This window comes from Amycolatopsis sp. lyj-346, assembly GCF_046548975.1.
Lineage (GTDB): Bacteria > Actinomycetota > Actinomycetes > Mycobacteriales > Pseudonocardiaceae > Amycolatopsis.
Map to the genome: position 1 here is coordinate 754,988 of NZ_JAJPWT010000001.1, position 26,120 is coordinate 781,107.

Here is a 26,120-nt window from a genome sequence, read left to right on the forward strand (position 1 = left end):
GCCGTTCAGCGGATACGTTTCCGCTGAACGTTTGCGAGGGCTCATGACCGCACTTTCGCCGGACGTCCGGTTGTGGGACCCCCCGGTCACCTACCGGATCGGCGTCGCGATGGGTGTGCACGCGCACCCGAACTCCGGCGAACTGCTGCGCGCCATCAGGGCAGCCGCGGCGCAGGCGGGGTGTGACGTCGTGCTGGCGGACACCGAGGACACCGTGAGCGAAGAGGCCGCGGTGGTCCGCGCGCTGCGCGCGGACCTGGTGGACGGGGTGCTGCTGGTTCCCTCGGCCGGCGACGAAGCGGTGATCAACGGCCTGGTGCGGATGGGCGTGCCGACGGTGCTGGTGGACCGCGTGGCCGCACGCAACGACGTCGACCAGGTCGGCACGGAGAACGTGCACGCGGTGGCGTCGCTGGTTCGCCACCTGACCGACCGGCGGCACCGCAAGATCGGCCTGGTTTCGGGAGATGAGGGCCTGGAGGTCAGCCGCGAGCGCATCCGCGGCTACCGGCTGGGCCTGGAGCAGGCGGGCCTGCGCTTCAACCGCGAGCTGGTGGAGTCCGGCTTCTCGAACTCGGGCGGCGCCACCCGGGCAACGGCCAAGCTCCTCGACGGCTGGCCGTCCCCGACGGCTCTGGTGGTGGCGGACGAGGCGATGCTGGTGGGCGTCCAGTACGAGGCCCACCGCCGCGGCATCCGCATCGGTTCGGAGCTGGCGGTGGTCGGCTACGGCGACATGGACTGGGCCCGCCGCGTGAGCCCGGCGGTGACGACGCTGGTCCAGCCGGTCGCGGACCTGGGCCGCCGGGCGGTGCAGCTGCTGATGTCCCGGATGGCGGATCCGGATCGGCCACCCGAATCGGTCTGGCTGACCCCGAAGTTCCTCCACGGCGCGTCCTGCGGCTGCTGACCTGCCACAGCCCCGGTGAGTGACAAACCGTCCGGATACGTCACTTTATTGGTACTCTCGTCGCACTCCCGACCGGGAGGGCGAAACGGGGGAATTGCGCATGAGCGGGCAGTACATGAGCGGAAGCGTCTACTCGGCTTCCCTTTCGGCGGCGCTCAACGATTACTGGCAGACGCTGGAACGCCGCTGGATCAAGGACGCCGGGCAGACCTTGCGCGGCGGGACGAGCCAGATCGACGGCGTGCCGTCGCCCGCCCGGTGGCAGGTCCCCGTCGAATCACGGGGCCACCTGACCACCTGCCCGATCGTCGCCTGGGCCGTCAACGGCGGCACGCAGGCCACCCGGCCGTCCGCCGATGCCTGCGACGGGTGGAGCGTCCCGGACGCGAAGTACGTCGAGTGCCGGGCGCACGACGTCTTCTCGCAGGTCGGGGACTGGGCGTGGGCGAAACGGGAACAACTGGCAGCCGCGATCCCGGATCTCGCCGGCGGGCCGGAACTGTCGTCTCTCGAAGAGGCGCACGACAATCTCTTGAAGGTCGACGGGGCGATGCGACCGGACGGATCGGTCGACGCCTACACCCTGCCCGGCATGGTCGAGAAGCTCTCCACCAGGGACGACGGCAACAACAACCGCGCCTGGATGGCCGGGTGGACGGGGCTCGCGGCGAACAGCCTCAAAGGCGGCTTCCTTTCGACCGTCGGCGCCACGCTCAAGAACCAGGGCGTGCTCGTGCGGTGGCTGGCCAACTGCTACTCGATGCGGGCCACGACGATCCACGCCACCCGTAACAACATCCTCCAGCTCATCGCCCAGGCCACCCGCGAGCTTTTCGAAGCCGCGCCGCCGTCGGCACCGGCGGGCACTCCGAAGGTGAAGAAGGCGGTGAATGCCGCCAGTGAGGCGTGGGGCATCGCCACGACGATCGTCAAGGCACTGGGCGAGGAGGCTCCGGAGAAGGTCGGCACGTCGCTGACCCTGATCGGCTTCGTGGTCGACGTCGCGCTGAGCATCGGCGAGGCGAAACCGAACGAAGGGCTCCGGTTCCCGCAGCTGAGTGCCTTCTTCGCCCACCTGGATTCCGCCGTTCGCGCCCTCCACGAGGAGCTGAACGCGGCCGAAGAGGACTACCAGAAGGCCATCACGGCCATCGAGCACCGGATCGCCGGCGTCGATCGCACGGTCCTGGAACTCTACGACTTCACGAAGAGCAGTCCCGACGGTGACGACAGCGACCCGTCCGCTTCCGGCCGGTACGCCGTGGACGTCGTGGTGGTCATGGAGATCGCCCAGCACTGCTACGACGCCGCCGAGATCTACTCCGGCCTGTTGAGCAAGGTCGCAGCGGCGTCCTACGCCGACGGGCAGCTGGCGGGCCGTGGCGTCGTCCCCACCGCGGCGGACACCGCGTTGATCGCGTTGCGCAACGACGTCGAGTCGTTCTTCCAGAAGACGACCGCGCGGTACCTCATGGCGGCCGATCGCATCAAGAAAGCCGCCGAGAAGTACGCGGAGAGCGACGCGGAACAGAAAGCCCGGCTCCATGCCGCGATCGCCGATTGGCACGAGTCCGGCCAGGACAAGAAGCGCGGCAAGATCGACCTCGACCCGCGCAAGGAGGGCGTCCAGAACTGACGCGCCCGCTCACAGCGTCGCCGCGGCCTCCAGGAGCATCCAGCCGCCCACCTGGACCGACAGGTCCCGCTCCGGCGCGTCCTCCGGCAACGGCCAGGGTGCCGGGCGGTCCCAGTACGCGCTGAACCGCGGGCCCTCCGGCGTGGCCGCGGCACCTGCCCAGCACGCCTCCGCCGACGTCAGGACCAGGGACCGCGCCGTCGCGGCTTCCGGACCCGGCAACGAACGGGCCGCCAAAGCCAGGTACCGGGCCAGGATCGCCGCGAACAACCCGCCGTCCCCGCCGCCCTGGCCGCGGATCACGCCTCCTGGCGCGAGGTGCTCCGCCACCGCGCGGACCGTCCGGGCTGCCTCGTCCACTGAGGACAGTTCCAGGCACGCGCCGAGATACACCCCTTGGCAGTACGTGTAGATGTGCTGCACCAGCTCGCCCGTGTCCGCGCGGATCCCGTCCCAGACCAAGCCGGACGCTGGATCGACCAAAGTGGACGTCAGCCAGTCCGTCATGGCGCGAGCGCGGGCCACGTTCCCCGACCGGGCGTGGAAGATCGCCGCCGGGCCGTTGGCCGGGGCGTTCTTGAAGTCGTCGCCGCGGCGCCACCGGATGCCGCCGCCCGCCGCGGCCGTCCAGCCGGAGAGGAGCTGCGTGTCGATCGCGGCCAAGGCCGGGCCGGCGTCGATGCCCAGCGGCGAAACCCGTTGCAGGGCAAGGCCCAGCCACGCGATGTCGTCGTAGTAGTCGTTGGTCCAGCGGCCGAAGTTGCGCAGCCGCACCGAACGCACGAACGCGCGGATCAGCGCGAGCCGGGCCGGCGAAGGCGCCCGCAGCTGGGCGTCGGCCAGCGTGTCGAGCAGGTGGGCCTGCCACCAGTAGTTCCAGTGCCAGTGCAGCCGCTGGTCGACCGCGGCCGGCCAGCGGCTGCGGCCGAGGACCGTGCCGGGCAGTGCCCACACCCGGCGCAGGTGCCGCGAAGTCACCGCGTGTTCCGCGGCCGAGACGTCCATGCCGCAATCGTGCCTTGCCGATCGACATACCGCTCGGTACGTTCAGTGGTCATGACGACCGCCCACCTCACCTGCCCTCTGTGCGAAGCCACCTGCGGCCTGGAGGTGACGCTCGACGCGGACCAGCGGGTCACGCGCGTCAAGGGTGACGACCAGGACGTCTTCTCGCGGGGGTACATCTGCCCCAAGGGCGCGTCGCTCGGCGCACTGCACCACGACCCCGACCGGCTGACCGCGCCGCTGCTCAAGCGCGACGGCGAGTTCGTCGAGGTCAGCTGGCAGGAGGCCTACGACGAGATCGCCCGACGGCTCCCGCCGATCATCGAGCAGCACGGCCGGGACGCGGTCGCGGTGTACGCGGGCAACCCCGGCGTGCACAACATCGCGCTGACGCTCTACAGCCGCGTGCTCTACAAAGCCTTGGGCACCAAGAACTTCTACAGCGCGACATCGGTCGACCAGATGCCGAAGCACTTCTCCGCCGGCACGATGTTCGGCGATCCGCTCGCCATCCCGGTGCCCGACCTCGACCGGACGCGGCACCTGCTGATCCTCGGCGCCAACCCGCTCGTCTCCAACGGCAGCCTGATGACCGCGCCGGACATCCGCGGGCGGCTGCGCGGAATCCGGGACCGGGGCGGCAAGATCGTCGTCGTCGACCCGCGCCGCACGCGCACCGCCCAGTTCGCCGACGAGCACCACGCCATCCGCCCCGGCACCGACGCGCTGCTGCTGTTCGCGCTGGTCAACGTCCTGTTCGCGGAGGGTCTCGTCGCGCCAGGGCGACTCGCGGAGCACCTCAACGGCCTCGACGACGTCCGCGAACTGGCCCAGCCGTTCACGCCGGAGGCCGTCGCGCCGCGCACCGGCATCGACGCGGCCGAGATCCGCCGGATGGCGCGGGAACTCGCCTCCGAGAACGCCGTGGTCTACGGCCGGCTCGGCACCACGACGCAGGCCTTCGGCACCATCGCGAGCTGGCTGGTCGACGTCCTCAACGTGCTCACCGGCCACCTCGACTCCCCGGGCGGCGCGATGTTCCCGCTGGCCGCGTGCCAGCCCACCGGGAACCGGCGGCCGTTCGTCGTCGGACGCTGGCGCAGCCGCGTGCGCGGCTACTCCGAGGTCGTCGGCGAGCTGCCGGTCGCGACGCTCGCCGACGAGATCGAAACCCCGGGCGAGGGCCAGGTCCGCGCGCTGATCGCGGTCAGCGGCAACCCGTGCCTCAGCACGCCGAACGCCGGACGGCTGGCCGCGGCCGTCGAAAGCCTCGACTTCATGATTTCCGTCGACGTCTACCTCAACGAGACGTCCCGCCACGCCGACGTCATCCTCCCCGGCCCGTCACCGCTCGAACGCCCGCACTTCGACCTGGCCTTCTACCAGCTGTCCATCCGCAACGTCGCCAACTGGACGCCGGCGACGCTGCCCTCGGCGCTGCCGCAGGAATGGGAGACGATGCTGCGGCTCACCGGCATCGTCGCCGGTCAGGGCCCGGAAGCCGACGTCGCGGCGCTCGACGACTTCGTCGCCGGGGAGACCGCGCGCCGCAACGGGCTGGACGTCGCCGTCGCCGGCGAGCGCACCGGTCCCGCACGCCTGGTGGACCTCCTGCTGCGCGCCGGCCCCTACGACGTCACGCTGGCCGACCTCGAAGCGGCGCCGCACGGGCTGGACTTCGGGCCGCTGCGGCCGCGGATCCCCGAGGTGCTGTGCACGGCGTCCGGCCGGATCGAACTCGCGCCCGGGCCGGTGGTCGCCGACGTTCCGCGGTTGCGGGAAGAACTTGCGAAAACCGCGGAAGACGGCCTCGTGCTGATCGGACGGCGGCACCTGAGCTCGAACAACTCGTGGATGCACAACCTCGAACCGCTGGTCCGCGGCGGCAACCGGTGCACGGTGCAGGTCCACCCCGCCGACGCGACGCGCCTGGGCCTCACCGACGGCGCCCTCGCGTCGGTGACGTCCCGCGCCGGAAAACTGCAGGTCCCGGTCGAGGTGACCGACGAGGTCCGGCCCGGCGTCGTCAGCATCCCGCACGGCTGGGGCCACGACGTCGACGGCTCGCGGACGCGGGTGGCGCGCGCGAACCCGGGGGTCAACTCGAACCTGGTCGCCGACGAGACGCTGCTGGACGTTCCGTCCGGAACGTCGGTGTTGAACGGCATCCCGGTCGAGGTCACCCCCGTCTGACGCTTGACACCGATGTGGGGGCTGCCGCATTCTCGGCTCCGATGTTGACGTAAACATCGATCTTCTCCCGCGCGGCCCTCGGACATCGGAGTTCGTATGAAGCGCTTTGGCACCCGTATCTGGCTACGCGCCGCGATGGCCGCGGCACTGGCTGTTCCCCTGCTCGCCGTTCCGCAGAGCGCCACCGCCGCCACGAACGCGTTCCGCGGCGTCAACTGGGCGGACGCCCGCGACAACTACGTGGACGGCTGGGTGATCCCGACCGGCCTCGCCGCCGGGGACAGCTACGACAGCGTCCGCGGCAAGGCGGACGGCATCATCACCGGTTTCCAGCAGAAACTCGGCGCGAACACGGTGCGGCTGCCGATCAACCCGCAGAGCGTCAACTCGGACTGGTGGGGGCGGTACAAGGGCGCCGCCGACTCGGCCCTGTCCCACGGCATGAAGGTCATCTTCGGCTACTGGGAAGCGAACAAGGACGGCTTCGTCGACGACGGAGGCGCCTGGAACACCATGTGGGACAAGGTCACCGCCGACTACGGCGGCAACGGCAACGTGTACTTCGAGCCGATGAACGAGCCGTTCGGCTACAGCCTGAACGCCTGGGTGTCGCTCTGCTCGACCTGGCTGTCCCGGCACTCGAACATCCCGCGCGGCCGGGTGCTGATCAGCGGCACCGGCTACAACGACAACGTCACCGGCGTCGGCGCGGCGAGCGCGCTGAACGGCACGCTCCTGTCGCTGCACTTCTACGGCTTCTGGGCCTCGGACACGACCCGGTCGGCGTGGACCACGAACCTCAGCAACCGGCTCGGGTCGTACTCGTCGCGCACCATCATCGACGAGGCAGGCGCCCCGATGACGACCGGCTTGGACTACTCCGCCGGGCACCAGGACGGGAACAACTTCACCGCGTACTTCGCCGCCACCACGGACCTGGCGCGCTCCCGCCAGATGGGCGTCGTCTACTGGCCCGGCCTGCGGTCCGGGGACACGTACTCGATCACGCGGCAGAGCGGCAGCGGCCTGGAGGTCAACAACGCGACGGGCGTGGCCCAGCTGCGCTGGGGCTGGGGCCTGTAGGTCACCACGCGCGGCCGAGGTCGGCGTGCTGCCGGATCCAGGCGTGCATGACGATCCCGGCCGCGACCCCGGCGTTGATCGAGCGGGTGGTGCCGAACTGGGCGATCGACACCACCAGCGACGCCGCTTCCTGCGCCACTGGGGACAGCCCCGGCCCTTCCTGGCCGAAGAGCAGGACGCACTCGCGCGGGATCTCGGCCGTCTCGACCGGCTGGGAGCCCGGCGTGTTGTCCACCGCGACGACGGCGAGGCCGTGCTCGGCCGCGAAGCCGACCAGGCCGCCGACGTCGTCGTGGTGGCGGAGGTGCTGGTAGCGGTCGGTCACCATGGCGCCGCGCCGGTTCCAGCGGCGGCGGCCGACGATGTGCACCTCGGCCGCGGCGAACGCGTTGGCCGTGCGGACGACGGTGCCGATGTTGTGGTCGTGCTGGAAGTTCTCGATCGCGACGTGGAAGGGGTGCCGCCGGCTGTCCACATCGGACACTATCGCCTCGCGGCGCCAGTAGCGGTAGGCGTCGACGACGTTGCGGCGGTCGCCGTCCCGCAGCAGGTCGGGGTCGTACCGCTCGTCCGCGGGCCACTCACCCGGCCACGGGCCGACGCCGACCTCTTCGCGGCTCACCCACTCGGTGGGTCCGGCGTCGTACGGTGTGGTCACCCGGGAGATTGTCGCCTAGCCCAGGTGGACGGGGCGCACGCGGGTTTCCTCGCCGCGGTCGTGGCGGTGACGCCACCGGTGGTACACGCCGACGTAGGAGTAGATGACCACCGCGATCGCGCCGATGCCGATCGCCGGCAGCCAGGACTGCGGGAACACCGTGCCGTAGAGGTAGTAGGCGTTGAACCCGCCGGGCAGGTCGCCGAGCCCCTGCTGGTGCCGGAAGTAGTTCTCCAGCGCGGTGAACGGGCACGGCACCGGCGCCACGTTGACCAGGATCCCCCAGGCCAGCCCGAGCATGTGGACGAAGATGAGTTTCGGCCAGCGCCACGCCACGAATCCACCGAAGCCGATCAGCAGCAGCGCCACGATGTGCACCACGACGGTCACGTCGGCCAGGACCTTCGCCATCGCACCCCCTCCACCGATCCCCCTACCAGCGACTTTACTCCGCCGGCCGGGCTCGTCCGCCTCTACGGATGCCCAACGGTGTGATGTTTAACCCAGCAGAGCAACCTGTTCACCTCGGTGGTGACGGAGGCGTTACACCCGGTGGAAATTCCGGCGGGCGCTTCGCGGGGTACTGCGTCGGCTCCTCGTGGGGGTACTGGTCCGGCGCGCCGTCCGGTTTCTTCCGGTTCGGGTCGGCCGGGCGCTGCGGTTCCGGCGGCTCGCCGGGCTTCGACGGCTCGTCCATGCGCCCGACGGTACGCCCGGGCCCCGCCCGCGCCGCCCGGATTTCGCCCTCAGCCGAACGCCGCGCCGTCGAGGTCGGTGACGACCAAGCGCAGCCGCGCGTTCTCCCACTCCGTGCCGGCCAGCACCGCGCGCACCGCTTCGGCCGCCCGGTCCAGCCGCGGCGGGATCGGCAGCCGCGTGGCGACCAGCCGGATCTCGACGCGCTCCGCCGACAAGCCGACCGCCGGGTCCGAGGGCAGCCACGCCGCCACCGGTTCCGGGGTCGCCGGGCGGAGGCCGTCCACCTCCGCGAGCGCGCCGACGATCCTGCCGACGGCTTCGCGCGCGATCACCGGGCGGCCGGCTCGATGTCCATGATGGACACCGCCACTTCGGCGACGACCAGGCCGGTCTGCTCGGCGACGCACCGCGTCACCGCGCGCTGGACCGCCCGGCCGACCGCCGCCGCCTGGTCGGCCGCCGCGGTGACCAGGTCGATCTCGACCGTCACCCGGCCGTCGGTGGTCCGGACCCGGACGCCGTCCACCGGGGCCGGGTCGAGGCCCTTCCAGCGCCGGCGGGCCGTCCGCGTCCACGCCGTCACCAGGCCGCGCAGGCCCGGTTCGAGGCGCACCACGCCCGGCGTGGTGATCGCCGCCCGCGCCGCCACCCCGGCGATCACCGGGTCGGCGATCACGTATTCAACGCTCATTCCGCAGGCTCCCCGACAGCGTCTTCCTCAAAAATGTCGTCCACGAGCAGGTCGAGCTTCGCCAGCGTCAGGCCCACCCGGGCCGCGGCCGCCGCGGTCACCCGGTCCCGCACCTGCGCCAACGCCGCACCGCCCGTGGCGTTCCGCAGGCTCACCGCGAGGGTGAGCTCGACTTCGACGGCCCCGCCGCCGACGGCGAGCACCCGGCAGCGCCGGGCCCGGACACCGTCGACCGTGTCGGCCGCGTACCGCAGCACCACCGCCACCGCCTGCTCGCTGACCTCGACGAACCCGGGTTCCGGGGTCGGCAGGGGCACCATCGAGCCGCGCCGCACCTCGGCGCGCACGGCCGACATGATCCGCCCGAACAAGTCCGGCGACGGCGCGTCCTCCTCGGCCGCCAGCTCGGAAGTGGCCTCCCGCAACGCCAGCAGGCTCTCGCGCGCGGCGGCGCAGTGCGGGCAGGTCAGCTCGTGCTCGTCGGCCGGCCCGGCGCCGAGCCGCTCCCACACCTGCGCGACATCGCGCTCGCAGGGCAGTTCGTAGTCCGTCATCGCCATGGCTTCATCACCTGCGCCAGCTGGGCCCGGGCGCGCGCGATCCGGCCGCGGACCGCGGTCGCGTTCACGCCGACGATTTCGCCGATCTCGTCGTAGGACCGGCCGTGCACTTCACGCAGCAGCCAGCACGCCCGCTGCTCGGGTGTCAGCTGGCCCAGCGCCGCGGTCAAGGCGGCGAGCTGGCCGCTGAGCTGGGCGGCCCGCTCCGGCTGGAGGTCGCCCCGCGGCGACTCGGCGGTGTCGAGGTCGACGTCGGCCAGTGGCCTGCGCGCACGGATGGCGTTGAGGCAGCGGTTCGTGGTGGCCCGGTAGAGCCAGCCGACGAACGCGGCGTCCTCGCCGAGCTGGCCGAGTTTGCGCCAGGCGTTGAGGAACACCTCCTGCACGACGTCCTCGGCGTCACCGCGGTGGGCGAGCATCTTGACGGCGAGCCGGAACATCGGGCCCTGGTAGCGCAGCACGAGCTGCTCGTACGCCCGGACGTCCCCGTCCCGCGCGCGCCCGACGAGGGTCGCGTCGTCGAGCGGCGTGGTCGTCGTCGTCACGGCACCTCCTCGCGAGGAGGACACCGGGGCGCGGAAAACGTCACGCACCGATTGTGGGTGACGGCCGTCACCGGGGCGAATCCGCGGACCCGCCCCGGGCGGAGAGTCAGTCCAGGCCGAGGTCGTCCTTGCCGAGGACGTACCGGTACGCCAGACCTTCCTTCTCGATCGCCTCGCGGGCGCCGGTGTCGCGGTCGACGACCGTCACGACGCCGACCACGTCCGCGCCCGCTTCGCGCAACGCCTCCACCGCCGTCAGCACGCTGCCGCCCGTGGTGGACGTGTCCTCGACCGCCAGCACGCGCTGGCCGCGGACCTCCATGCCCTCGATGCGCCGCTGCATGCCGTGCTCCTTGACCGCCTTGCGGACGACGAACGCGTCCAGCACGACCCCGTCGGACGCCGCCGAGTGCAGCATCGCCAGCGCCACCGGGTCGGCGCCGAGCGTCAGGCCGCCGGCCGCCACGTAGTCCCAGTCCGCCGTGAGCTGGCGCAGGAGCTTGCCGATCAGCGGCGCGGCCGCGTGGTGCAGGGTCGCCCGCCGGAGGTCGATGTAGTAGTCGGCTTCCTTGCCGGACGCCAGGGTCACTTTTCCGTGCACCACGGAAAGATCGGTGACCAGCCTGGCCAGTTCGAGTTTCGCCGCTTGATCCAACCCGGGGTTCGCCACGGCCGAGAGTCTTACACACGGCCGGGTTCACTCACCGATGGATGTGGCGTCGACCGCACGGCCGCGCGTGGCGGCCCAGGCCGGGACCAGGATCGCCGCGAGCGAGAGCACCACGGCGATCGCGAGCACGGCCAGGTAGATCGTCACCGGGCCCGACGGCAGCAGCGACCCGGTCACCACGAGGCAGAACGGCACGATCGAGCCCGCCGCGACGAGCGTCCCGAGCAGCACCGCGATGGTCGCGATCAAGCCGCCTTCGACGCCGGCCATGCGCAGCACCTGGCCGCGGGTGAAGCCGCTCAGCCGCTGCACCCCGAACTCGCGGCGGCGCCGCGCGGTGGCCGTCACCAGCGTGTTCACCACGGAGATCACCGTGTACGCGATGATCATCCCGACGAGCAGGTAGTTGACCCAGGCGCCGACTTCGTTGCCCTTCGCGTGCGCCGCGATCAGCGCACCGCGGTCGCCGACGAACACCGGCAGCCCGGCCGTCGCTTCGCGAAGGCGCGAAGTCAGCGTCGCCGAGTCCACGCCCGGTGCGGCGCGGACCAGCAGCTGCGGGGCGAGCCCGAGCGTCGTGTGCGGTACCAGCAGTTCCGCGGGCAGCACCAGCCGTTCGAACCCGGGACGCTGGTCGACGACGGCGGTGACCCGCACCTCCACCGGCGTGCCGTCGCCGAGCCGCAGCGACAGCGTGTCGCCGACGTGGTGCCCGAGCGTCGACGGCACCTCGACGGCGTTCCCGGTCAGCTCGCTGACCCCCACCGCGGACCGGCCCTCGTCGTGCTGGCCCGAGTCGAACGGCTTCTCGACGAACACCGTGCTGGTGACGTACTCCGACGCACTCGCGACCCCGGGGGTGGCGCGCACCCGCCCCAGCACCGCCGGGTCGAGCCCGCCGGCCGCGCCGACGACGGCGTCCGCGCGCAGGTCCTCGGTGTAGGCCTGGTTCGAGACGGCTTCCTGGGTGGTCTGCAGGTAGATGTTGGCGGTCGCGATGCCGACCGCGAGCATGATCGGGGTGACCGCGCCGGCCGCCCGCACCGCGCCGACGCGGGTGTTGCGCAGCGCCACCCGGCCGTTCACGCCGGTGAGCGCCTCGACCGGCCAGCGCAGCAGCGTGGCCATCAGCTTCGTCACGCCGGGGCTGATCGCCGCGAGCCCGAACGCCCACAGCATCACCGCCGGGCCCGCCGTGCTGGCCGCGACCGGGCCGGTCATCACGGCGACCGTGACGATGCCGAGCGCCGTCCCGCCCGCGAAGCACAGGATCGCGGTGATCAGCCGGATCGGCGTCAGCCAGCGCCGCTCGACCGCGGCTTCGGCGAGTGCCTCGGTCGGGCGGATCCGCGACGCACGCCGTCCCGCCACGAAGGCGGCGCCCACGACGGCCAGCAGCGACGCGCCCGCGGCGACCACCGCCGGGAGCCAGCCCTGTTCGAACCGCAGCACGTCGGGGACGACGTGCTGGTCCGCGAGCCGGTCGAACAGCCACTCCCCGAGCACCGGGCCGAGCACCACCGCGGTGCCGACCGCGAGCAGCCCGACCACGAGCGCCTCGCCGAGCACCATCCGCCGCAGCTGGCGCGGCGTCGTGCCGACCGCGCGCAGCAGCGCGAGTTCGCGCTGGCGCTGCTGCGTCGACAGCGTCAGCGTGCCCGCCACGACGAACACCATGACCATCGCCGAGAGCCCACCGGACACGGCGGCCAGCACGATCAGGTTCTCGCCGCTCCGGCCCGTCTCGGGGAACTCCAGGGCGCCGCGGTCGACGCCGGTCGTCACGACCCCGGCGTCCCCGACGGCCGCGGTCACGGCGGCGACGTCACCACCGAAGACGCCGATGGTGTCGAAGCGGCCCGGGTGCCCGGCCAGCCGTTCGGCGTCCGAAGCCGCGAAGAAGACCGCCGCGTCCCGCATGGCCTGCGGCGCTTCGGCGATTCCGGAGACCCGGTACTGGCCGGCGCGGCCGTGCGCGGCGATCGGCAGCGTGTCCCCGACGGCGAGCCCGAGCCCGGCGTCGACCACGACTTCACCCGGCTTCGGCGCCTGGCCGCTGAGCGCGTACGGCGTCAGCACGGCGGAATCCCAGGCGTGGCCGAGCGCGCTCGCGGGGCCGATCTGCGCGGGGAAGCTGACTTCGCCGACGACGTTCGTGACGCCGGGGACCGCGCGCAGGCGGTCGGCCAGACCCGCGTCGAGCCGGACGCGCTCGGGCAGGGTCGCGTTCTCGAACTTGTGCTTGTCCTCGGGCTCGAGGGTCGCCGGGTCCTCCTCGGGCAGCTTGAGCGTCTGCTGCCCGCCGACCACGATCGGGGCCGCGGCCAGCCGCTGCACCGGCGTCTCGGACCGGATACCGGTCTCCATCAGGCCACCGCACGCCGAGACGACCAGCGCGCCGAAGAACACGGCGACGAACGTCGCCAGGAAACCGCCTTTGCGCAGGCGGAGGGTTCGCAGGGCCAGCTTGAACATCAGGCCCGCACCGCCAGCCGGCCCCAGGCCCCGAGGTGGGTCATCCGCTCGGCGACGGCTTCCGCGGTCGGCCGGGCCAGCCGTCCGGCGATCCGGCCGTCGGCCAGGAACACGACGTCGTCGGCGTAGGACGCGGCGACCGGGTCGTGCGTCACCATGATCACCGTTTGACCCGACGACCGGACGGACTCGCGCAGCAGGCCGAGCACCTCGGCGGCGGTCCGGGTGTCGAGGGCGCCGGTCGGCTCGTCCGCGAACAGCACGGCGGGGTTGGTGACCAGCGCCCGCGCGATCGCGACGCGCTGCTGCTGGCCGCCGGACAGCTGGCCGGGCAGGTGCTTGCGGCGCCCGTCGAGGCCGACGTGCGTGAGGATCCGCGCCACGAGCCGCTTGTCCGGGCGCTTCTTGGCCAGCTGCAGCGGCAGGACGACGTTCTGCTCGACCGTCAGCGCCGGGAGCAGGTTGAACGCCTGGAAGACGAAGCCGACGCGGTCACGCCGCAGCTTCGTCAGGTAGGTCTCGCTCTTGCCGTCGAGGTCCTGGCCGTCGAGCACGACCCGGCCGGACGTGGGCCGGTCGAGGCCGGCCGCGCAGTGCAGGAAGGTGCTCTTGCCCGAGCCGGACGGGCCCATCACCGCGGTGAACCCACCGCGCGGGAAGGCGATCGAAACCCCGTCCAGCGCGACCACGCCGTCGCCGTACTCCTTGCGCACGGCTTCCAGCCGAACCGCCTCATTCGTCATGGGGAAAACGCTATTGAGACGGCGCTTCGACCACCCTGGTGCGCGCGTGCGTCTTCCCGGTAGGGACAGCCCTACCGGGGCACTTTCACGTGAAAGTGCCCCTTTTCAGGTGCGGCCCCGGCCGCCGCTGATCCGGCGCAGCACCGCGCGCGGCAGCAGCCCGCCGATCGCGACGACGACCTTGTACTGCAGGCTCGGCACGGAGATCACCTTGCCGCGGCGCAGGTCCGCGAGCGCCTCGCCGACCACCTGTTCGACACCCAGCCAGGCGATTTTCGGGCCGGCTTTGCCGATGCCGGCCCGTTCGTGGAACTCCGTCGCGGTGAAGCCGGGGCAGAGCGCCATCATCCGGATGCCCTTCGGCAGCGAAGCGGCAATGCCTTCGGTGAAGGACGTGACCCAGTTCTTGCTGGCCGTGTAGGTCGAGCCGCGGCCGCTGAAGAAGCCCGCGACGCTGCTGACCTGGATGATTTCGCCGTGGCCGCGCTCGATCATGCCGGGCAGCACGGCACGGGTGAGCCGCAGGACCGCGGTGACGTTGACGTCGAGCTGGCGCTGCAGCGCGTCCGGCGGGATGGTCCAGAAGTCGCCGTTCAGCCCGAAGCCGGCGTTGTTGACGAGGAGGTCGACCGGCCCGGCCGCGAGCCGCTCCTCGACCGCCGTTCGACCGTCCACTTCGGACAGATCGGCGGAGAGCACTTCGACGGCGACGCCGTGCTTTTCCCGCAGCTCAGCGGCGTAGGCGTCCAGCCGCGCGGCGTCGCGGGCGACGAGCACCAGATCGTACTTCTCGGCGGCGAGCGTGCGGGCGAACTGGGCGCCGATACCGGCGGTCGCTCCGGTTATGAGAGCGGTGTTCATCCGGGGCTCCGCCCCGGGCCGGGGGCTCCGCCACCCGGACCCCCGGCAAAGAAACCTGTGGTGGTCATGTGGGTGAACATACTCGCTGGTCACGGGTGGACGTGCGTTCGAATGGGCGGGGAAGTATCGTCCGCCGCATGGGTAAGCACACCAGGCGCAAGAGCGGCTACCTGCCCAAGGTCGCCGCGGGCGCGGCGCCGGTCGCGCTGCTCTTCGCCGCCCCCGCCGCGGCACTCGCGAGCCCGGCCGAGCTGACCCTGCCCCTCGACCACCGCGACGACAGCACGTTCCGGCGTGACGTCGCGACGTCGGGCGAGGACGGCTCGTCGGTGGTGCGCGAGACGCTGACGGCGACCCGCCACGACTTCCTCGCGAAGGAAATCGCCGGCGTAGTGCTCACCAACGACCTGACCGGGTCCGCGATCACCCGCCGCGAAGAGCGGCAGACGGAGACGTCGGCCGCGTCGCGGGAAGCGGAGTCACTCGCCCGCGCCGGCCGGCACACGTTGAGCCTGGGCGGCGTCCGCGCGGTCACCGCGAACAGCCAGCGGTTCGGCCAAGGCGCTTCCCGCAACGTGTCACTCGCTCCCCTCGACGGCGGCGCCGACCACCGGATCGGCCTGGGCGAAGGCACGAGCCACGGCATCTGGCCCGCCGAGGGCGTCGACGTGCTGAGCCAGAACGCGGAGCAGCTGGACACGGGCCTGCACGGCACCTTCGCCGGCGACCTCCAGGGAGCGTTGTCAGCCCGCCGGTCCTCGGGCCAGGCGGCCGACCTCGGCCGCCTCGGCGCGGTCGGCACGGCGTCCGAGCAGTACGCAACGGGCCAGCTCACCGGCGTCCTGGACGTGGGCCAGAGCCACGAAGCAGGCGGCCAGCTGGGCCCGGCATGGGGCCTGGCGAAGACAACCCAGTCCCTCGGCCCGGCCGGCCCGGCCGGTTCAATCCGCGGCGACCTGAGCGTGGACCACGTGATCCACGCCGAAGGCACCACGACGTCAATGCGCGGCACCCTCGACCGGTCGGGGTCGCTCAGCGTCCTCGACCAGCGAATGCTCGGCCTCTAGCTCTCGCTCGGCTTCGGTTCCGCGTCCGCGGGCGGCTGCTGAACCGGCGTCCCCGCCGCCGGGGTGCCCGGGGCCGGGGCCGTGGCCTCCGACGGGACCGGGGCGCTCGCCTGGTGGCGGCCCGCGTCGTAGTCCTCGTCGAACGGGTCCACGATGTCCGCGATCTCACCCAGGTCGCGCAGCAGCCGCTCCAGGCGGGACGGGCCTGCCGTCGGGGCGACGCTGGCCAGGACCCACTCGTTCTCCAGCCAGGCCACGCCGACGTCGCCGCCCAGCTGGTCGGCCGCGTCGACGAGCTCCTGGGTGATCACCGCGCGGGCGCCGTCCGCGTCGTCCGCGAACGCGTACCGGGCGCCGATCGGGCCGAGCATCTCGGGCATGTCCGCGCGCTGGAACGGGACGCTGGACAGCCACATCTCGATCGGGATGCGGTGCTTCTTGTTGCAGCGCACCGCGACCACGACCGCGGGGATCTGGCCCTCGGTCTCGATGTCGAAGATGAACACGGGGCGGCGGCCGTCGGAGGTGAAGGTGGAACCCGCGACCACGTTCACGGCCGCGTCCGCGCCGAAGTAGCCGATCGCGCCGTTGGACCACTGCTGCGGCAGGCGCTCGTCCTCCTCGACGAACTGCCAGCCGCGCAACTGTGCCCAGCGCATTCGCTCGCGGTTGCGCGAGCCCTCCTTCGCCCGGTCGGCCGCGAGCAACCCCAGCCCCGCCACCAGGGCGACGGCCGCGATGACGAACCAGATCCACGCCGGAATACCCACGACCGCCAGGGTATCGCCTGTTACGCCGGAGGGATGATCGCCGGTACCCGTGTCGCCGGGCCCATTCGGAGCATTTTCCGCGGTTCCGGGTCGACAAATCGGCACGAACCACTGTGGACAGCCGTGAAGGCCACCTCGAGCGAGGTGGCCTTCACGAACGGTCAGACGCGGGTGACGGTCAGCGCGTTGCCGGCCTCCAGCTCCGGGGCGTCGACGAGCACGGTGTCGCCGTCCCGGACCCCGCCCGACAGCAGCTCCTTGGCCAGCTTGTCGCCGATCGCCGACTGGATCAGCCGCCGCAGCGGACGGGCACCGTAGATCGGGTCGAAGCCGTTGAGCGCGAGCCACTCGCGGGCGCCGTCGGTGACCTCCAGGTTCAGCCGCCGCTGCGCGAGCCGCGAAGCCAGCCGGGCCACCTGGATGTCCACAATGGACGTCAGCTGCTCGGTGCCGAGCGAGTGGAACACGACGATGTCGTCGAGCCGGTTGAGGAACTCCGGCTTGAACTGCCGCTGCACCACGTCCAGCACGGCGTCCCGCCGCTGCCGCTCGTCGAGCGACGGGTCGGCGATGGCCTGCGAGCCGAGGTTGGACGTCAGGATCAGGATGGTGTTGCGGAAGTCCACCGTCCGGCCCTGGCCGTCGGTCAGCCGCCCGTCGTCAAGGACCTGCAGCAGCACGTCGAAGACGTCCGGGTGGGCCTTCTCGACCTCGTCGAGCAGCACCACCGAGTACGGGCGGCGCCGCACGGCCTCGGTCAGCTGGCCGCCCTGGTCATAGCCGACGTACCCCGGCGGGGCCCCGACCAGGCGCGCCACCGAGTGCTTCTCGGCGTACTCGCTCATGTCGATGCGCTGCATCGCGCGCTCGTCGTCGAACAGGAACTCGGCGAGCGCCTTGGCCAGCTCGGTCTTGCCGACGCCGGTGGGGCCGAGGAACAGGAACGAACCGGTCGGCCGGTCGGGGTCGGCGACGCCGGCCCGGGCGCGGCGGACCGCGTCCGCGACGACCTGCACGGCCTCGGCCTGCCCGATGACGCGCCGGGCCAGCTCCTCCTCCATCCGGAGCAGCTTGCCGGTCTCGCCTTCCAGCAGCCGTCCGGCCGGGATGCCGGTCCACGCGCTGACCACGTCCGCGACGTCGTCCGCGCCGACCTCCTCCTTGAGCATGACGTTCTGCTGGCTGGCCTCGTTCGCCGCGGTGGCCGCTTCGAACTCCTTCTCCAGCGCGGGGATCCGGCCGTAGCGCAGCTCGGCGGCCTTGCCGAGGTCGCCGTCGCGCTCGGCGCGCTCCGACTCGCCGCGCAGCTGCTCGAGCTGCTCCTTGAGCTCGCGGACGCGCTCGATGGAGCCCTTCTCGTTCTGCCAGCGCGCGGTCAGCGCGGTGAGCGTCTCGCGCTTCTCGGCCAGCTCGGCGCGCAACGCCGCCAGCCGATCGCGAGAAGCGGCGTCGCTCTCCTTCGCGAGCGCCATCTCCTCGATCTCCAGCCGGCGCACGGCGCGCTCGACCTCGTCGATCTCCACCGGCCGCGAGTCGATCTCCATGCGGAGCTTCGACGCGGCCTCGTCGACCAGGTCGATCGCCTTGTCCGGCAGGAAGCGCGCGGTGATGTAGCGGTCGGACAGCGTCGCGGCGGCGACCAGCGCGGCGTCCGTGATCCGGACACCGTGGTGCACCTCGTAACGCTCCTTGAGCCCACGCAGGATCGCGATCGTGTCCTCCGGCGACGGCTCACCGACGAGCACCTGCTGGAAGCGCCGCTCCAGGGCAGCGTCCTTCTCGATGTGCTGGCGGTACTCGTCGAGCGTGGTCGCGCCGACCATCCGCAGCTCGCCGCGGGCGAGCATCGGCTTGATCATGTTGCCCGCGTCCATCGCACCGCCCTCGCCGGTCGCGCCGGCGCCGACGATCGTGTGCAGCTCGTCGATGAAGGTGACGACCTCGCCCGCGGAGTCGGTGATCTCCTTGAGCACGGCCTTCAGCCGCTCCTCGAACTCGCCGCGGTACTTCGCGCCGGCCACCATCGACCCCAGGTCGAGGGCGACGACGCGCTTGCCCCGCAGCGACTCCGGCACGTCACCGGCGACGATGCGCTGGGCCAGCCCCTCGACGATGGCCGTCTTGCCGACGCCCGGCTCGCCGATCAGGACCGGGTTGTTCTTCGTGCGCCGCGACAGCACCTGCACGACGCGGCGGATCTCGGTGTCGCGGCCGATGACCGGGTCGAGCTCGCCGGCGCGGGCACGCGCGGTGAGGTCGACGCCGTACTTTTCGAGCGCCTTGAACGTGCTCTCCGGGTCCGCGCTGGTGATCCGGGCCGAGCCGCGGACCTTGGCGAACGCCTCCTGCAGCGCGTCCGGCGTCGCGCCGTGGCGCTTGAGCAGGTCGGCGACCTGGCCGCCCTCGGTCGCGAGCCCGACGAGCAGGTGCTCGGTCGAGACGTACTCGTCGCCCAGCTCGGTGGCGAGCTTCTGGGCGCGCGTCAGCGACTTGACGGCGAAGGTGTCGAACTGCGGGCTCGACACGGTCGCGCCGGTCGCGGACGGCAGCGCCGCGATGAGCGGCTCGAGCTCCTTGTGCACCACCTCCGGGTCGGCCCCGACCGCGGTCAGCAGCGGCGCGGTCAGCCCCTCACCCTGCGCCAGCAGGGCGCCCAGCAGGTGCGGCGCCGACACGTGCGGGTTGCCGGCCATCGTGGCCGCCTGCGCCGCCGACGAGATCGCCTGCTGGGTCTTCGTGGTCGGGTTGAAAGCGTCCATCCCTCACCTCATGCTCGGTACTGCGAGAAGTCCTGGTGACAGGCCTGACCGTGACCCGCCACTTTCTCTAACGCACGAAAACTTGAGTCTGTTCCGCTCAACTTCGCCCGGGGGCGACCGCGCTCGCCGGCAACCGCGAGCCGAGGGTGCCGAGCCCGGCCACCGCGAGGCCGGCGCACGTCCCCACCAGCACCCAGGGTAACCAGTCGGCGACCGAGAACAAGGCCACCACGGCGGGCGCGATCACGTGCGCCACGGTGAACGCGTACTGGTACGCAGCGAGATAACGACCGCGGGCGACCGGAGGTGCCGCGGCCTCGGCGAGCGCCCCCGACCTCGGCCCGAAGACCAGGTCACCGGCGGCGAACACCAGCGTCGACACGAGCAGGTACCCCACCTGCCAGCCGGTGGGCACCAGCAGCACGCCCAGGCTGACCAGGCACCACGCGGCGAACAACGCCGAACCGACGCGCATCGCGTCGATCCGCGTCAGCCGGGCGGTGAGCCGCAGCGCGAGCGTGCCGCCGACGCTGGTCAGCACGGTCAGCAGGGCGAGGATCGCGCCCGGCAGCCAGGCCGGGCCGTGCAGCCGGTCGAGCACGAACACCGGCGTGCCGATCAGGAAGAAGTCCAGCGAGAGCCCGAAGAGCCCGCTGAAGAGGATGAGGGCGAGGTACGGCCGGTCACGCAGCACGCGCACCGACCGTTCGCGGACCGGCCGGTGCGGCCGCGCGAGCCGGACGAAGAAGACGAGGATCGACGCGGCCACGAAGAACGTCAGCACGTCCACGACGAGCGCGACGCGGTAGCCGGCGTTCCCGAGCCACGTCAGCAGCGCACCCGCCACGAGACCACCGAGGCCGAAGCTGGCGGCCCGCATCATCCCCACTTCGGCGAACGGCCGGTCCTTCGGGCCGTCGCCCGCGACGTCGGCGATCAGCACGAACAGTGAACTGTAGAACAGCTGCTGGCCGGCCGACAGCAGGACGGCCGCGACCACCACGAGGGCCGCCCGGTCGGCGATCAGGTACGCACCCGCACCCGCGGCCTGCAGCAGCTGGGCGCAGGTCACCACCGCCCGTGGCCCGAACCGGTCGACGAGCCGGCCGGCGAGCGGCGGCACGACGAGCCCGCCGACGGCGCCGAGGGTGACGGCGGCACCGGCCATGGCCAGCGGCATGCCGACCACCTGCGTCACGTAAACCAGCGCCAACGGGAGGAACAGACCTGAGCCGAAGTTGTCGATCCCCAGCGCGCACAGCAGTGCGACCCGGTCACGCGTCACCCCACCGACGTTAACCCTGACGAATGCCCCTAAGTCAGGACCGAACGGACAGTTTCCACAGGGGAAAAGGACACTTCCGGTGTGCCTCTCCCCGCGGTGTCACTTGTTCGTGTCGGCCAGGCAGGCGTCGCTGCCGAGGGCCTGGCGGAGGTCGGCGTTCATCTCCGCCAGGCGCGCGGTGAGGTCGGTGACGCGCTCGTCGTCCCAGCCGCCGAGCGCCTTCTCCATGAACTCGATGTAGTTGGCGCGCCAGCGGGCGAGCTCGGCTTGGCCCTTCTCGGAGACGCTGACCAGTGACGCCCGGCCGTCCTCGGGGGCGGGGCGGCGGTCGACCAGCCCGGCCGCGGACAGCTGGGTGATCTGCCTGCTGACGACCGAGAGGTCGACGAACCGGCGTTTCGCGAGCTCGGACGGCCGCGTCTCGCCGTTCTTCGCCAGGTCGGACAGCAGCATCGCGGCGGCCGGGTGCAGCCCGGGCTCGCTCTGCCAGGCTTGCATGACCCAAGCGTGCTGGAGCTGGGAAGCGGTCTTCAGCTCTCGCATGAGCTCGACCCGGACGTCGTCGTCGGTGTTGTCGAAGCCCATTCGGTACCTCCTTGGTTGCGCCATACAAGTATATTGCCGGACACTTGCCGTGGACAATCATCTCTCCGGTGAGGTCGCCCACGCCTGACCGGGGCGAATACACCCGGTCGGAGCAACAATGCGGGCAAAAGGGCGCCCGGCGGCTACCCTGCGGACGGACCGCGCGCGCGGTGCGGACGAGTGACGAGGTGGAGGCAGTGGCAATGGACCCAGGAGGCGGCCGTGGGCTGAACTGCCGTCACCGCACCCGGGCCGGCGGTGCATGATCGGGTGTCCCCGCTCAACCGTCCCGGACTCGTGACCGTTCCATGACAGCCGACTCGGTAAGCCCGCTCCCCAGGTCTTCGGCCCCGCGTGAAGCCCCCGCGGCCGTGATCGCGATGGTCCGGCTCATCCGGGACAGCTGGGCCAGGTCCGAGCCGTACATCGCCGACATCTCGCAGTTCTTCTACGGGATGCTGTTCACCCTGGCCCCGACCACGCGCGACTTCTTCCCGATCAACATGGAGATCCAGCGCGGCAGGCTGGTGCGGGCGCTGGTGCACATCGTGCAGATGGTCGACCGGCCGGACGACCTCGCGCCCTTCCTGCGCCAGCTGGGCCGCGACCACCGCAAGTTCGGCGTGGTGCCGCGGCACTACGAAGCGGTCGGGACGGCGCTGCTGGCGTCGCTCAAGAACCACCTCGGCCCGGCGTGGACGCCCGAGGTCGAACGGGCGTGGGCCGAGGCGTTCACCATCGCCGCGCGAGCCATGCAGGACGCGGCCGCGTCCGACACGAACCCGCCGTCGTGGCAGGCCACCGTGGTCGAGCACCGGCGGCTGACCTGGGACCTCGCCCTGGTGCGGCTGGTGCCGGACCAGCCGGTGCCGTACCACCCCGGCCAGTACGTCAGCGTCGAAGTGCCGCAGCGGCCACGGCTGTGGCGCTACCTCTCGCCGGCCAACGCGCCGCGCGAGGACGGCGGCATCGAGTTCCACGTCCGCGCGATCGACGGCGGCTGGGTCTCCCGCGCCATCGTCAGCCACACCCAGCCCGGGGACGTCTGGCGGCTCGGCCCGCCGCTGGGCCGGATGACGGTCGACCGGGAGGCGTCGCGGGCCGTGCTGATGGTCGCGGGCGGCACGGGCGTCGCGCCGCTGCGGGCGATCCTCGACCACCTCGCGCTGTGGGGCGAAAACCCGAAGACCCACCTGTTCTACGGCGGCCCGGCCCGCGAGGACCTCTACGACCTCGAAGAGCTGCGCGCGCTCGCCGCGACGAACCCGTGGCTGACCGTCACGCCGGTGGTGGAACGCGGCGGCGACGTCCCGGGGTTCGAACAGGGCACCCTGGCCGAGGCCGTGACGCGGTACGGCTCCTGGCCCGGCCACCACATCCTCGTGTCCGGCTCGCCGGCGATGATCCGCGCGACGGTGTCGCGCATGCTGGTCGCGGGCAGCGCGCTGGACCAGATCCAGTACGACCCGTTCACGATCGACTAGCCGCACCGGGCGGCTGCAATCCGCCGTCCGGTGATTGATTTCGTTACGCTTCGGAAATCGGCAACCAGTAACAGATGAATCCGACGCGTGATCATTTTCACGCAGCGACAGGCGGGGTTGACCGGGCGTACTTGAATTGCTCCGTTCGAGCGGAACGCGCGGAATCACGCGCATCTGCACGGGAATTCGCCTACAGTCGGGAACCCTCGGGGGCGGCACCGCCACAGCGACGCCGCATGCACGGCGCGAAATCCTTTGCACGACTGGAGATTACCGTTCCCGATGAGTGCTGAATCCGTGAAGATCTCCACCATGCCCGAGACGCTTCCCGTTTCGGCCGTGGAAGGTCGAGAGATGGCCCGGTTGATCCGTGAAAGTTTTGCGGAGGTCGAGCCGAAAGCTGATGCACTGGCGCAGTACTTCTACGGTGCGTTGTTCGTGGTCGCCCCCGATTGCCGGGATTTGTTCCCGGTGACCATGACGACGCAGCGGAGCAGGCTGCTGCGTGCCCTCGTGTACGTGGTGCAGATGGTCGACCGGCCCGACGAGCTGGTCACCTTCCTCGGGCAGCTGGGCCGCGACCACCGCAAGTTCGCCGTCGTCTCCCGCCACTACGACGCCGTGGGCGTCGCGCTGATCGCCGCGTTGAAACGGTTCCTCAAGGACAAGTGGACCGCCGAGGTCGCTTCGGCGTGGACTTCGGCCTACGGGCTGATCGCCAAGACGATGCGCGAGGCCGCCCAGTCGGAGACGGGACCGGCGGCGTGGGAGGCGACGGTGCTGGAGCACCGGAAGCTCGGCCGCGACGTCGCGCTGGTGAAGGTGCGCACCGAAGGCCTCCTGCCCTACCGCGCCGGCGGGTACGTCAGCGTCGAAGTGCCGCAGCGGCCGCGGTTCTGGCGGTACCTTTCGCCGGCGAACGCGCCCCGCGGCGACGGCCAGCTCACCTTCCACGTGCGCGCGGTGCCCGGCGGCTGGGTCAGCGGGAGCATCGTCAACCACACGAAACCGGGGGACGTCTGGCGCCTCGGGCCGTCGATGGGCGTGCTGAACGTCCGCCCGACCTCCACGAAGCGGCGCCTGCTGATGATCGGCGGCGGCACGGGGATCACGCCGTTGCTGGCGATCCTCGACGATCTGTCCCGCTGGAAGCGCAACCCGCCCGTGCACCTGTTCTTCGGCGGCCGGGTACCGGAAGACCTGTACGCACTGGAGCAGCTGCGACGGCTGGCCGCGACGTCGAAGTGGCTGACGGTCACCCCGGTGACGGAGGAGGGCGCACTGTCCGGCGGCGACCGCGGCACGCTCGCCCACGCCGTCACCCAGCGCGGCACGTGGCGCAACCACGACGTCCTCGTTTCCGGTTCGCCACCGATGATCCAGGCGACCGTCGCCAAGCTGCTGGCCAAGGGGATCGATCTGGAACGAATATCCTACGACCCCTTCACGCTGGACTGAGGTGTGCCGGGTGACCTCCTTTTTCTTCGGCGAACACCCGCACCAGCCGTTCCGACCTTCGCACTGGGCCGAGCGGAGCAGCGGAACCGGCGAACGGCGGTAGTTCGTTGACCGTTGTGCCCTAATCGCCTTATGGTCTAGACCACATCGTCCTCCGATGTGCTCGTTCGTCCTCCCCTTCGGAACAACGCCGTTCCCCTTCGAGGAGCCGGAATGACCTGGAAACGCAAGCTCTTCGCGGCCGCGGCCGGCGCCTTGTTCGCGCCGGTGCTGGTCGTCGTCCTCCCCGCCACGTCGGCGAACGCACACGGTTACGTGTCCGATCCGCCCAGCCGGCAGGCCAACTGCGCGGCCGGGAAGGTCTCCGGCTGCGGCAACATCGTCTACGAGCCGCAGAGCGTCGAAGGCCCGAAAGGCCTGCGCAGCTGCAACGGCGGGTTGTCGCAGTTCGCCCAGCTGACCGACGAGTCGAAGCCGTGGCCTGCCAAGTCGGTCGGCAGCACGGTGACGTTCAACTGGGTGTTCACCGCCCGGCACGCGACGTCGAACTACGAGTACTACGTCGGCAACACCCGCGTCGCGGTGTTCAGCGGCAACAACCAGCAGCCGCCGCCGACGTTGTCGCACACGGTGAACCTGGCCGGCTATTCGGGCCGGATCAAGGTACTGGCGATCTGGAACATCTCGGACACGGCCAACGCGTTCTACAGCTGCGTCGACCTGCAGGTCGGCGGGGGCGGCACCCCGCCGCCGACCACCACCCCACCGACCACGACCCCGCCGCCCACCACGACCCCGCCCCCGACGACCAAGCCGCCGACGGGTGGCACCTGGGCGACGGGCACGGCGTACAAGGCGGGCGACGTCGTGACGTACGGCGGCGCGAGCTACCGCTGCCTCCAGCCGCACACGGCGATCGCGGGCTGGGAGCCGCCGAACACGCCGGCCCTCTGGCAACGCCAGTGAGAGTGGTCCTGGCCGTCGTCGCGCTGCTGCTGGCCGGATGCGGCAGCGGCGCGACGCCGGCCGCGCCCGGGTACAACGCGGCCGACGTGATGTTCCTGCAGATGCTGATTCCCCAGAACCAGCAAGGGATCGAGATCGTCCGCCTGGCGGCGGCCCGCCCGCTCCCGGCGGAGCTGAAGGAGCTGGCGGCGGCGATCGAGGTGACGCAGCGGACCGAGATCGACGACATGCGGCGCTGGCTGCGCGAGTGGAACCAGCCCGACACGACGGACCTGAACCCCCAGGCCCACGCGGGCCACGGCGGGCTGAAGATGATGTCGCCGGACCTGGTGGGGGCGTTGAAGGCGGCCCCGGACGGCGAGTTCACCCGCCGCTTCCTGGACGTCCTGACAGGACAGCAGCAGGGCGCGATCGAGCTGGCCCAGGCGGAGAACGGGGCAGCCGGCGGCGTGAACCCGCAGGCGCGTGAGCTGGCTCGCCGGGTGATCGAGTCCCGGACGGCGGAGGTCAAGCAGCTGCTGAACACCAAGGCGTAACCCGCGGCGAAGGCCTCCCCGGTCGCCCGGGAAGGCCTTCGCCGCTTCGGTGGTCAGCGGCGCTTGGGGCGCCAGACCACCAATGCCGTCTGCTGGTTCATCGGCACCAGGTCCCGGCGGTAGGACGCGTGCGCCGCCGCCGTGGCCTGTTCCGCCGCGACGTACGCCGCGGCCAGTTCCTCGGTCAGCTCGGTGATCCGGGCCCGCAGCGCGTCGACCTGGTTCTCCAGTTCGATGATGCGCTTGATACCGGCCAGGTTGACGCCGTCCTCCTGCGACAGGCGCTGGACCTCGCGCAGCAGCGCGATGTCCCGCATCGAGTAGCGCCGCCCGCCGCCGGGGGTGCGGCCCGGTGACACCAGGCCCTGCCGGTCGTACGTGCGCAACGTCTGCGCGTGCATCCCGGCGAGCTGGGCCGCCACCGAGATGACGAACACCGGGGTTTCCTCGTCGCCTTCCTGCGGAATCCCGCCGAACATCA

25 protein-coding genes are annotated in these 26,120 nt (G+C 71.4%); 9 read left to right on the forward strand and 16 right to left on the reverse strand.

The window, feature by feature from the left end:
• Positions 1–43: 43 nt before the first annotated feature.
• Complete coding sequence (locus ACLJQE_RS03760; protein ID WP_410637500.1) at positions 44–910, forward strand: LacI family DNA-binding transcriptional regulator; 867 nt, start codon at positions 44–46, stop codon at positions 908–910.
• A 100-nt stretch (positions 911–1,010) separates the two neighbouring features.
• Entirely contained in the window at positions 1,011–2,546 is a 1,536-nt protein-coding gene (locus ACLJQE_RS03765; RefSeq protein WP_410637501.1) for a hypothetical protein, read from the forward strand.
• A gap of 9 nt (positions 2,547–2,555) precedes the next feature.
• On the opposite strand, the gene ACLJQE_RS03770 is transcribed toward ACLJQE_RS03765, so the two are convergent.
• Positions 2,556–3,551: a glycoside hydrolase family 76 protein gene (locus ACLJQE_RS03770; protein ID WP_410637502.1), complete on the reverse strand. Its 996-nt coding sequence runs from the start codon at positions 3,549–3,551 to the stop codon at positions 2,556–2,558.
• Positions 3,552–3,602: 51 nt separating this feature from the next.
• On the opposite strand from ACLJQE_RS03770, the gene ACLJQE_RS03775 reads away from it, so the two are divergent.
• Both ACLJQE_RS03775 and ACLJQE_RS03780 read left to right on the forward strand, forming a co-directional pair.
• Complete coding sequence (locus tag ACLJQE_RS03775; protein WP_410637503.1) at positions 3,603–5,744, forward strand: molybdopterin-dependent oxidoreductase; 2,142 nt, start codon at positions 3,603–3,605, stop codon at positions 5,742–5,744.
• Positions 5,745–5,840: 96 nt separating this feature from the next.
• Positions 5,841–6,827, forward strand: a complete 987-nt coding sequence (locus ACLJQE_RS03780) for a cellulase family glycosylhydrolase (RefSeq protein WP_410637504.1) — start codon at positions 5,841–5,843, stop codon at positions 6,825–6,827.
• Position 6,828: 1 nt separating this feature from the next.
• On the opposite strand, the gene ACLJQE_RS03785 is transcribed toward ACLJQE_RS03780, so the two are convergent.
• The 10 genes from ACLJQE_RS03785 to ACLJQE_RS03830 form a co-directional block, all read right to left on the reverse strand.
• On the reverse strand, positions 6,829–7,485 hold the full coding sequence (locus ACLJQE_RS03785; protein ID WP_410637506.1) for a TrmH family RNA methyltransferase: 657 nt from the start codon (positions 7,483–7,485) through the stop codon (positions 6,829–6,831).
• 15 nt (positions 7,486–7,500) lie between these two features.
• Positions 7,501–7,896, reverse strand: coding sequence for a DUF2784 domain-containing protein (locus tag ACLJQE_RS03790; protein ID WP_410637507.1), 396 nt, complete (start codon positions 7,894–7,896; stop codon positions 7,501–7,503).
• Between the two features lie 335 nt (positions 7,897–8,231).
• Positions 8,232–8,516: a hypothetical protein gene (locus ACLJQE_RS03795; protein ID WP_410637508.1), complete on the reverse strand. Its 285-nt coding sequence runs from the start codon at positions 8,514–8,516 to the stop codon at positions 8,232–8,234.
• Entirely contained in the window at positions 8,513–8,875 is a 363-nt protein-coding gene (locus ACLJQE_RS03800) for an Asp23/Gls24 family envelope stress response protein (RefSeq protein WP_410637509.1), read from the reverse strand. Before ACLJQE_RS03800 ends, ACLJQE_RS03795 begins: the two co-directional genes overlap by 4 nt.
• Positions 8,872–9,435, reverse strand: a complete 564-nt coding sequence (locus ACLJQE_RS03805; protein ID WP_410637510.1) for an Asp23/Gls24 family envelope stress response protein — start codon at positions 9,433–9,435, stop codon at positions 8,872–8,874. Before ACLJQE_RS03805 ends, ACLJQE_RS03800 begins: the two co-directional genes overlap by 4 nt.
• Complete coding sequence (locus tag ACLJQE_RS03810; RefSeq protein ID WP_410637511.1) at positions 9,426–9,980, reverse strand: RNA polymerase sigma factor; 555 nt, start codon at positions 9,978–9,980, stop codon at positions 9,426–9,428. The genes ACLJQE_RS03805 and ACLJQE_RS03810 overlap by 10 nt, the downstream gene beginning before the upstream one ends.
• Before the next feature lie 106 nt (positions 9,981–10,086).
• Positions 10,087–10,650 carry an orotate phosphoribosyltransferase gene (gene pyrE / locus ACLJQE_RS03815; RefSeq protein ID WP_410637512.1) on the reverse strand — a complete coding sequence of 188 codons (564 nt, stop codon included), beginning with the start codon at positions 10,648–10,650 and terminating at the stop codon, positions 10,087–10,089.
• 27 nt (positions 10,651–10,677) lie between these two features.
• Positions 10,678–13,125: an ABC transporter permease gene (locus tag ACLJQE_RS03820; protein ID WP_410637513.1), complete on the reverse strand. Its 2,448-nt coding sequence runs from the start codon at positions 13,123–13,125 to the stop codon at positions 10,678–10,680.
• Entirely contained in the window at positions 13,125–13,868 is a 744-nt protein-coding gene (locus ACLJQE_RS03825; RefSeq protein ID WP_410637514.1) for an ABC transporter ATP-binding protein, read from the reverse strand. Before ACLJQE_RS03825 ends, ACLJQE_RS03820 begins: the two co-directional genes overlap by 1 nt.
• Before the next feature lie 105 nt (positions 13,869–13,973).
• Positions 13,974–14,729: an SDR family NAD(P)-dependent oxidoreductase gene (locus ACLJQE_RS03830; protein ID WP_410637515.1), complete on the reverse strand. Its 756-nt coding sequence runs from the start codon at positions 14,727–14,729 to the stop codon at positions 13,974–13,976.
• Positions 14,730–14,866: 137 nt separating this feature from the next.
• Here ACLJQE_RS03830 and ACLJQE_RS03835 point away from each other — a divergent pair, with 137 nt between their 5' ends.
• Entirely contained in the window at positions 14,867–15,796 is a 930-nt protein-coding gene (locus ACLJQE_RS03835; protein WP_410637516.1) for a hypothetical protein, read from the forward strand.
• Here ACLJQE_RS03835 and ACLJQE_RS03840 read toward each other — a convergent pair.
• From ACLJQE_RS03840 to ACLJQE_RS03855, 4 genes are all read right to left on the reverse strand, one after another.
• On the reverse strand, positions 15,793–16,566 hold the full coding sequence (locus ACLJQE_RS03840) for a hypothetical protein (RefSeq protein WP_410637517.1): 774 nt from the start codon (positions 16,564–16,566) through the stop codon (positions 15,793–15,795). The genes ACLJQE_RS03835 and ACLJQE_RS03840 overlap by 4 nt on opposite strands.
• 161 nt (positions 16,567–16,727) lie before the next feature.
• Positions 16,728–19,325: an ATP-dependent chaperone ClpB gene (clpB, locus tag ACLJQE_RS03845; RefSeq protein WP_410637519.1), complete on the reverse strand. Its 2,598-nt coding sequence runs from the start codon at positions 19,323–19,325 to the stop codon at positions 16,728–16,730.
• Between the two features lie 97 nt (positions 19,326–19,422).
• Complete coding sequence (locus tag ACLJQE_RS03850) at positions 19,423–20,610, reverse strand: MFS transporter (protein WP_410637520.1); 1,188 nt, start codon at positions 20,608–20,610, stop codon at positions 19,423–19,425.
• A 99-nt stretch (positions 20,611–20,709) separates the two neighbouring features.
• Positions 20,710–21,195: a MarR family winged helix-turn-helix transcriptional regulator gene (locus tag ACLJQE_RS03855; RefSeq protein WP_410637521.1), complete on the reverse strand. Its 486-nt coding sequence runs from the start codon at positions 21,193–21,195 to the stop codon at positions 20,710–20,712.
• Between the two features lie 308 nt (positions 21,196–21,503).
• On the opposite strand from ACLJQE_RS03855, the gene ACLJQE_RS03860 reads away from it, so the two are divergent.
• From ACLJQE_RS03860 to ACLJQE_RS03875, 4 genes are all read left to right on the forward strand, one after another.
• The gene (locus tag ACLJQE_RS03860; RefSeq protein WP_410637522.1) at positions 21,504–22,679 is read left to right on the forward strand and encodes a globin domain-containing protein; all 1,176 of its coding nucleotides are present in this window, start codon (positions 21,504–21,506) and stop codon (positions 22,677–22,679) included.
• 354 nt (positions 22,680–23,033) lie between these two features.
• Complete coding sequence (locus tag ACLJQE_RS03865) at positions 23,034–24,137, forward strand: globin domain-containing protein (RefSeq protein WP_410637523.1); 1,104 nt, start codon at positions 23,034–23,036, stop codon at positions 24,135–24,137.
• A 213-nt stretch (positions 24,138–24,350) separates the two neighbouring features.
• On the forward strand, positions 24,351–25,103 hold the full coding sequence (locus tag ACLJQE_RS03870; protein ID WP_410637524.1) for a lytic polysaccharide monooxygenase: 753 nt from the start codon (positions 24,351–24,353) through the stop codon (positions 25,101–25,103).
• Positions 25,100–25,639, forward strand: coding sequence for a DUF305 domain-containing protein (locus tag ACLJQE_RS03875; protein WP_410637525.1), 540 nt, complete (start codon positions 25,100–25,102; stop codon positions 25,637–25,639). Before ACLJQE_RS03870 ends, ACLJQE_RS03875 begins: the two co-directional genes overlap by 4 nt.
• 53 nt (positions 25,640–25,692) lie before the next feature.
• Here ACLJQE_RS03875 and ACLJQE_RS03880 read toward each other — a convergent pair whose 3' ends face one another.
• Complete coding sequence (locus ACLJQE_RS03880) at positions 25,693–26,118, reverse strand: heat shock protein transcriptional repressor HspR (RefSeq protein ID WP_410637526.1); 426 nt, start codon at positions 26,116–26,118, stop codon at positions 25,693–25,695.
• Positions 26,119–26,120 lie beyond the last annotated feature (2 nt).

Coding starts and splice junctions, on each gene's coding strand:
- ACLJQE_RS03760 (WP_410637500.1), top strand. CDS start 44: ATGACCGCACTTTCGCCGGACGTCCGGTTGTGGGACCCCCCGGTCACC.
- ACLJQE_RS03765 (WP_410637501.1), top strand. CDS start 1,011: ATGAGCGGGCAGTACATGAGCGGAAGCGTCTACTCGGCTTCCCTTTCG.
- ACLJQE_RS03770 (WP_410637502.1), bottom strand. CDS start 3,551: ATGGACGTCTCGGCCGCGGAACACGCGGTGACTTCGCGGCACCTGCGC.
- ACLJQE_RS03775 (WP_410637503.1), top strand. CDS start 3,603: ATGACGACCGCCCACCTCACCTGCCCTCTGTGCGAAGCCACCTGCGGC.
- ACLJQE_RS03780 (WP_410637504.1), top strand. CDS start 5,841: ATGAAGCGCTTTGGCACCCGTATCTGGCTACGCGCCGCGATGGCCGCG.
- ACLJQE_RS03790 (WP_410637507.1), bottom strand. CDS start 7,896: ATGGCGAAGGTCCTGGCCGACGTGACCGTCGTGGTGCACATCGTGGCG.
- ACLJQE_RS03800 (WP_410637509.1), bottom strand. CDS start 8,875: ATGAGCGTTGAATACGTGATCGCCGACCCGGTGATCGCCGGGGTGGCG.
- ACLJQE_RS03805 (WP_410637510.1), bottom strand. CDS start 9,435: ATGGCGATGACGGACTACGAACTGCCCTGCGAGCGCGATGTCGCGCAG.
- ACLJQE_RS03820 (WP_410637513.1), bottom strand. CDS start 13,125: ATGTTCAAGCTGGCCCTGCGAACCCTCCGCCTGCGCAAAGGCGGTTTC.
- ACLJQE_RS03825 (WP_410637514.1), bottom strand. CDS start 13,868: ATGACGAATGAGGCGGTTCGGCTGGAAGCCGTGCGCAAGGAGTACGGC.
- ACLJQE_RS03830 (WP_410637515.1), bottom strand. CDS start 14,729: ATGAACACCGCTCTCATAACCGGAGCGACCGCCGGTATCGGCGCCCAG.
- ACLJQE_RS03835 (WP_410637516.1), top strand. CDS start 14,867: ATGGGTAAGCACACCAGGCGCAAGAGCGGCTACCTGCCCAAGGTCGCC.
- clpB (WP_410637519.1), bottom strand. CDS start 19,325: ATGGACGCTTTCAACCCGACCACGAAGACCCAGCAGGCGATCTCGTCG.
- ACLJQE_RS03855 (WP_410637521.1), bottom strand. CDS start 21,195: ATGGGCTTCGACAACACCGACGACGACGTCCGGGTCGAGCTCATGCGA.
- ACLJQE_RS03860 (WP_410637522.1), top strand. CDS start 21,504: ATGACAGCCGACTCGGTAAGCCCGCTCCCCAGGTCTTCGGCCCCGCGT.
- ACLJQE_RS03865 (WP_410637523.1), top strand. CDS start 23,034: ATGGCCCGGTTGATCCGTGAAAGTTTTGCGGAGGTCGAGCCGAAAGCT.
- ACLJQE_RS03870 (WP_410637524.1), top strand. CDS start 24,351: ATGACCTGGAAACGCAAGCTCTTCGCGGCCGCGGCCGGCGCCTTGTTC.
- ACLJQE_RS03880 (WP_410637526.1), bottom strand. CDS start 26,118: ATGTTCGGCGGGATTCCGCAGGAAGGCGACGAGGAAACCCCGGTGTTC.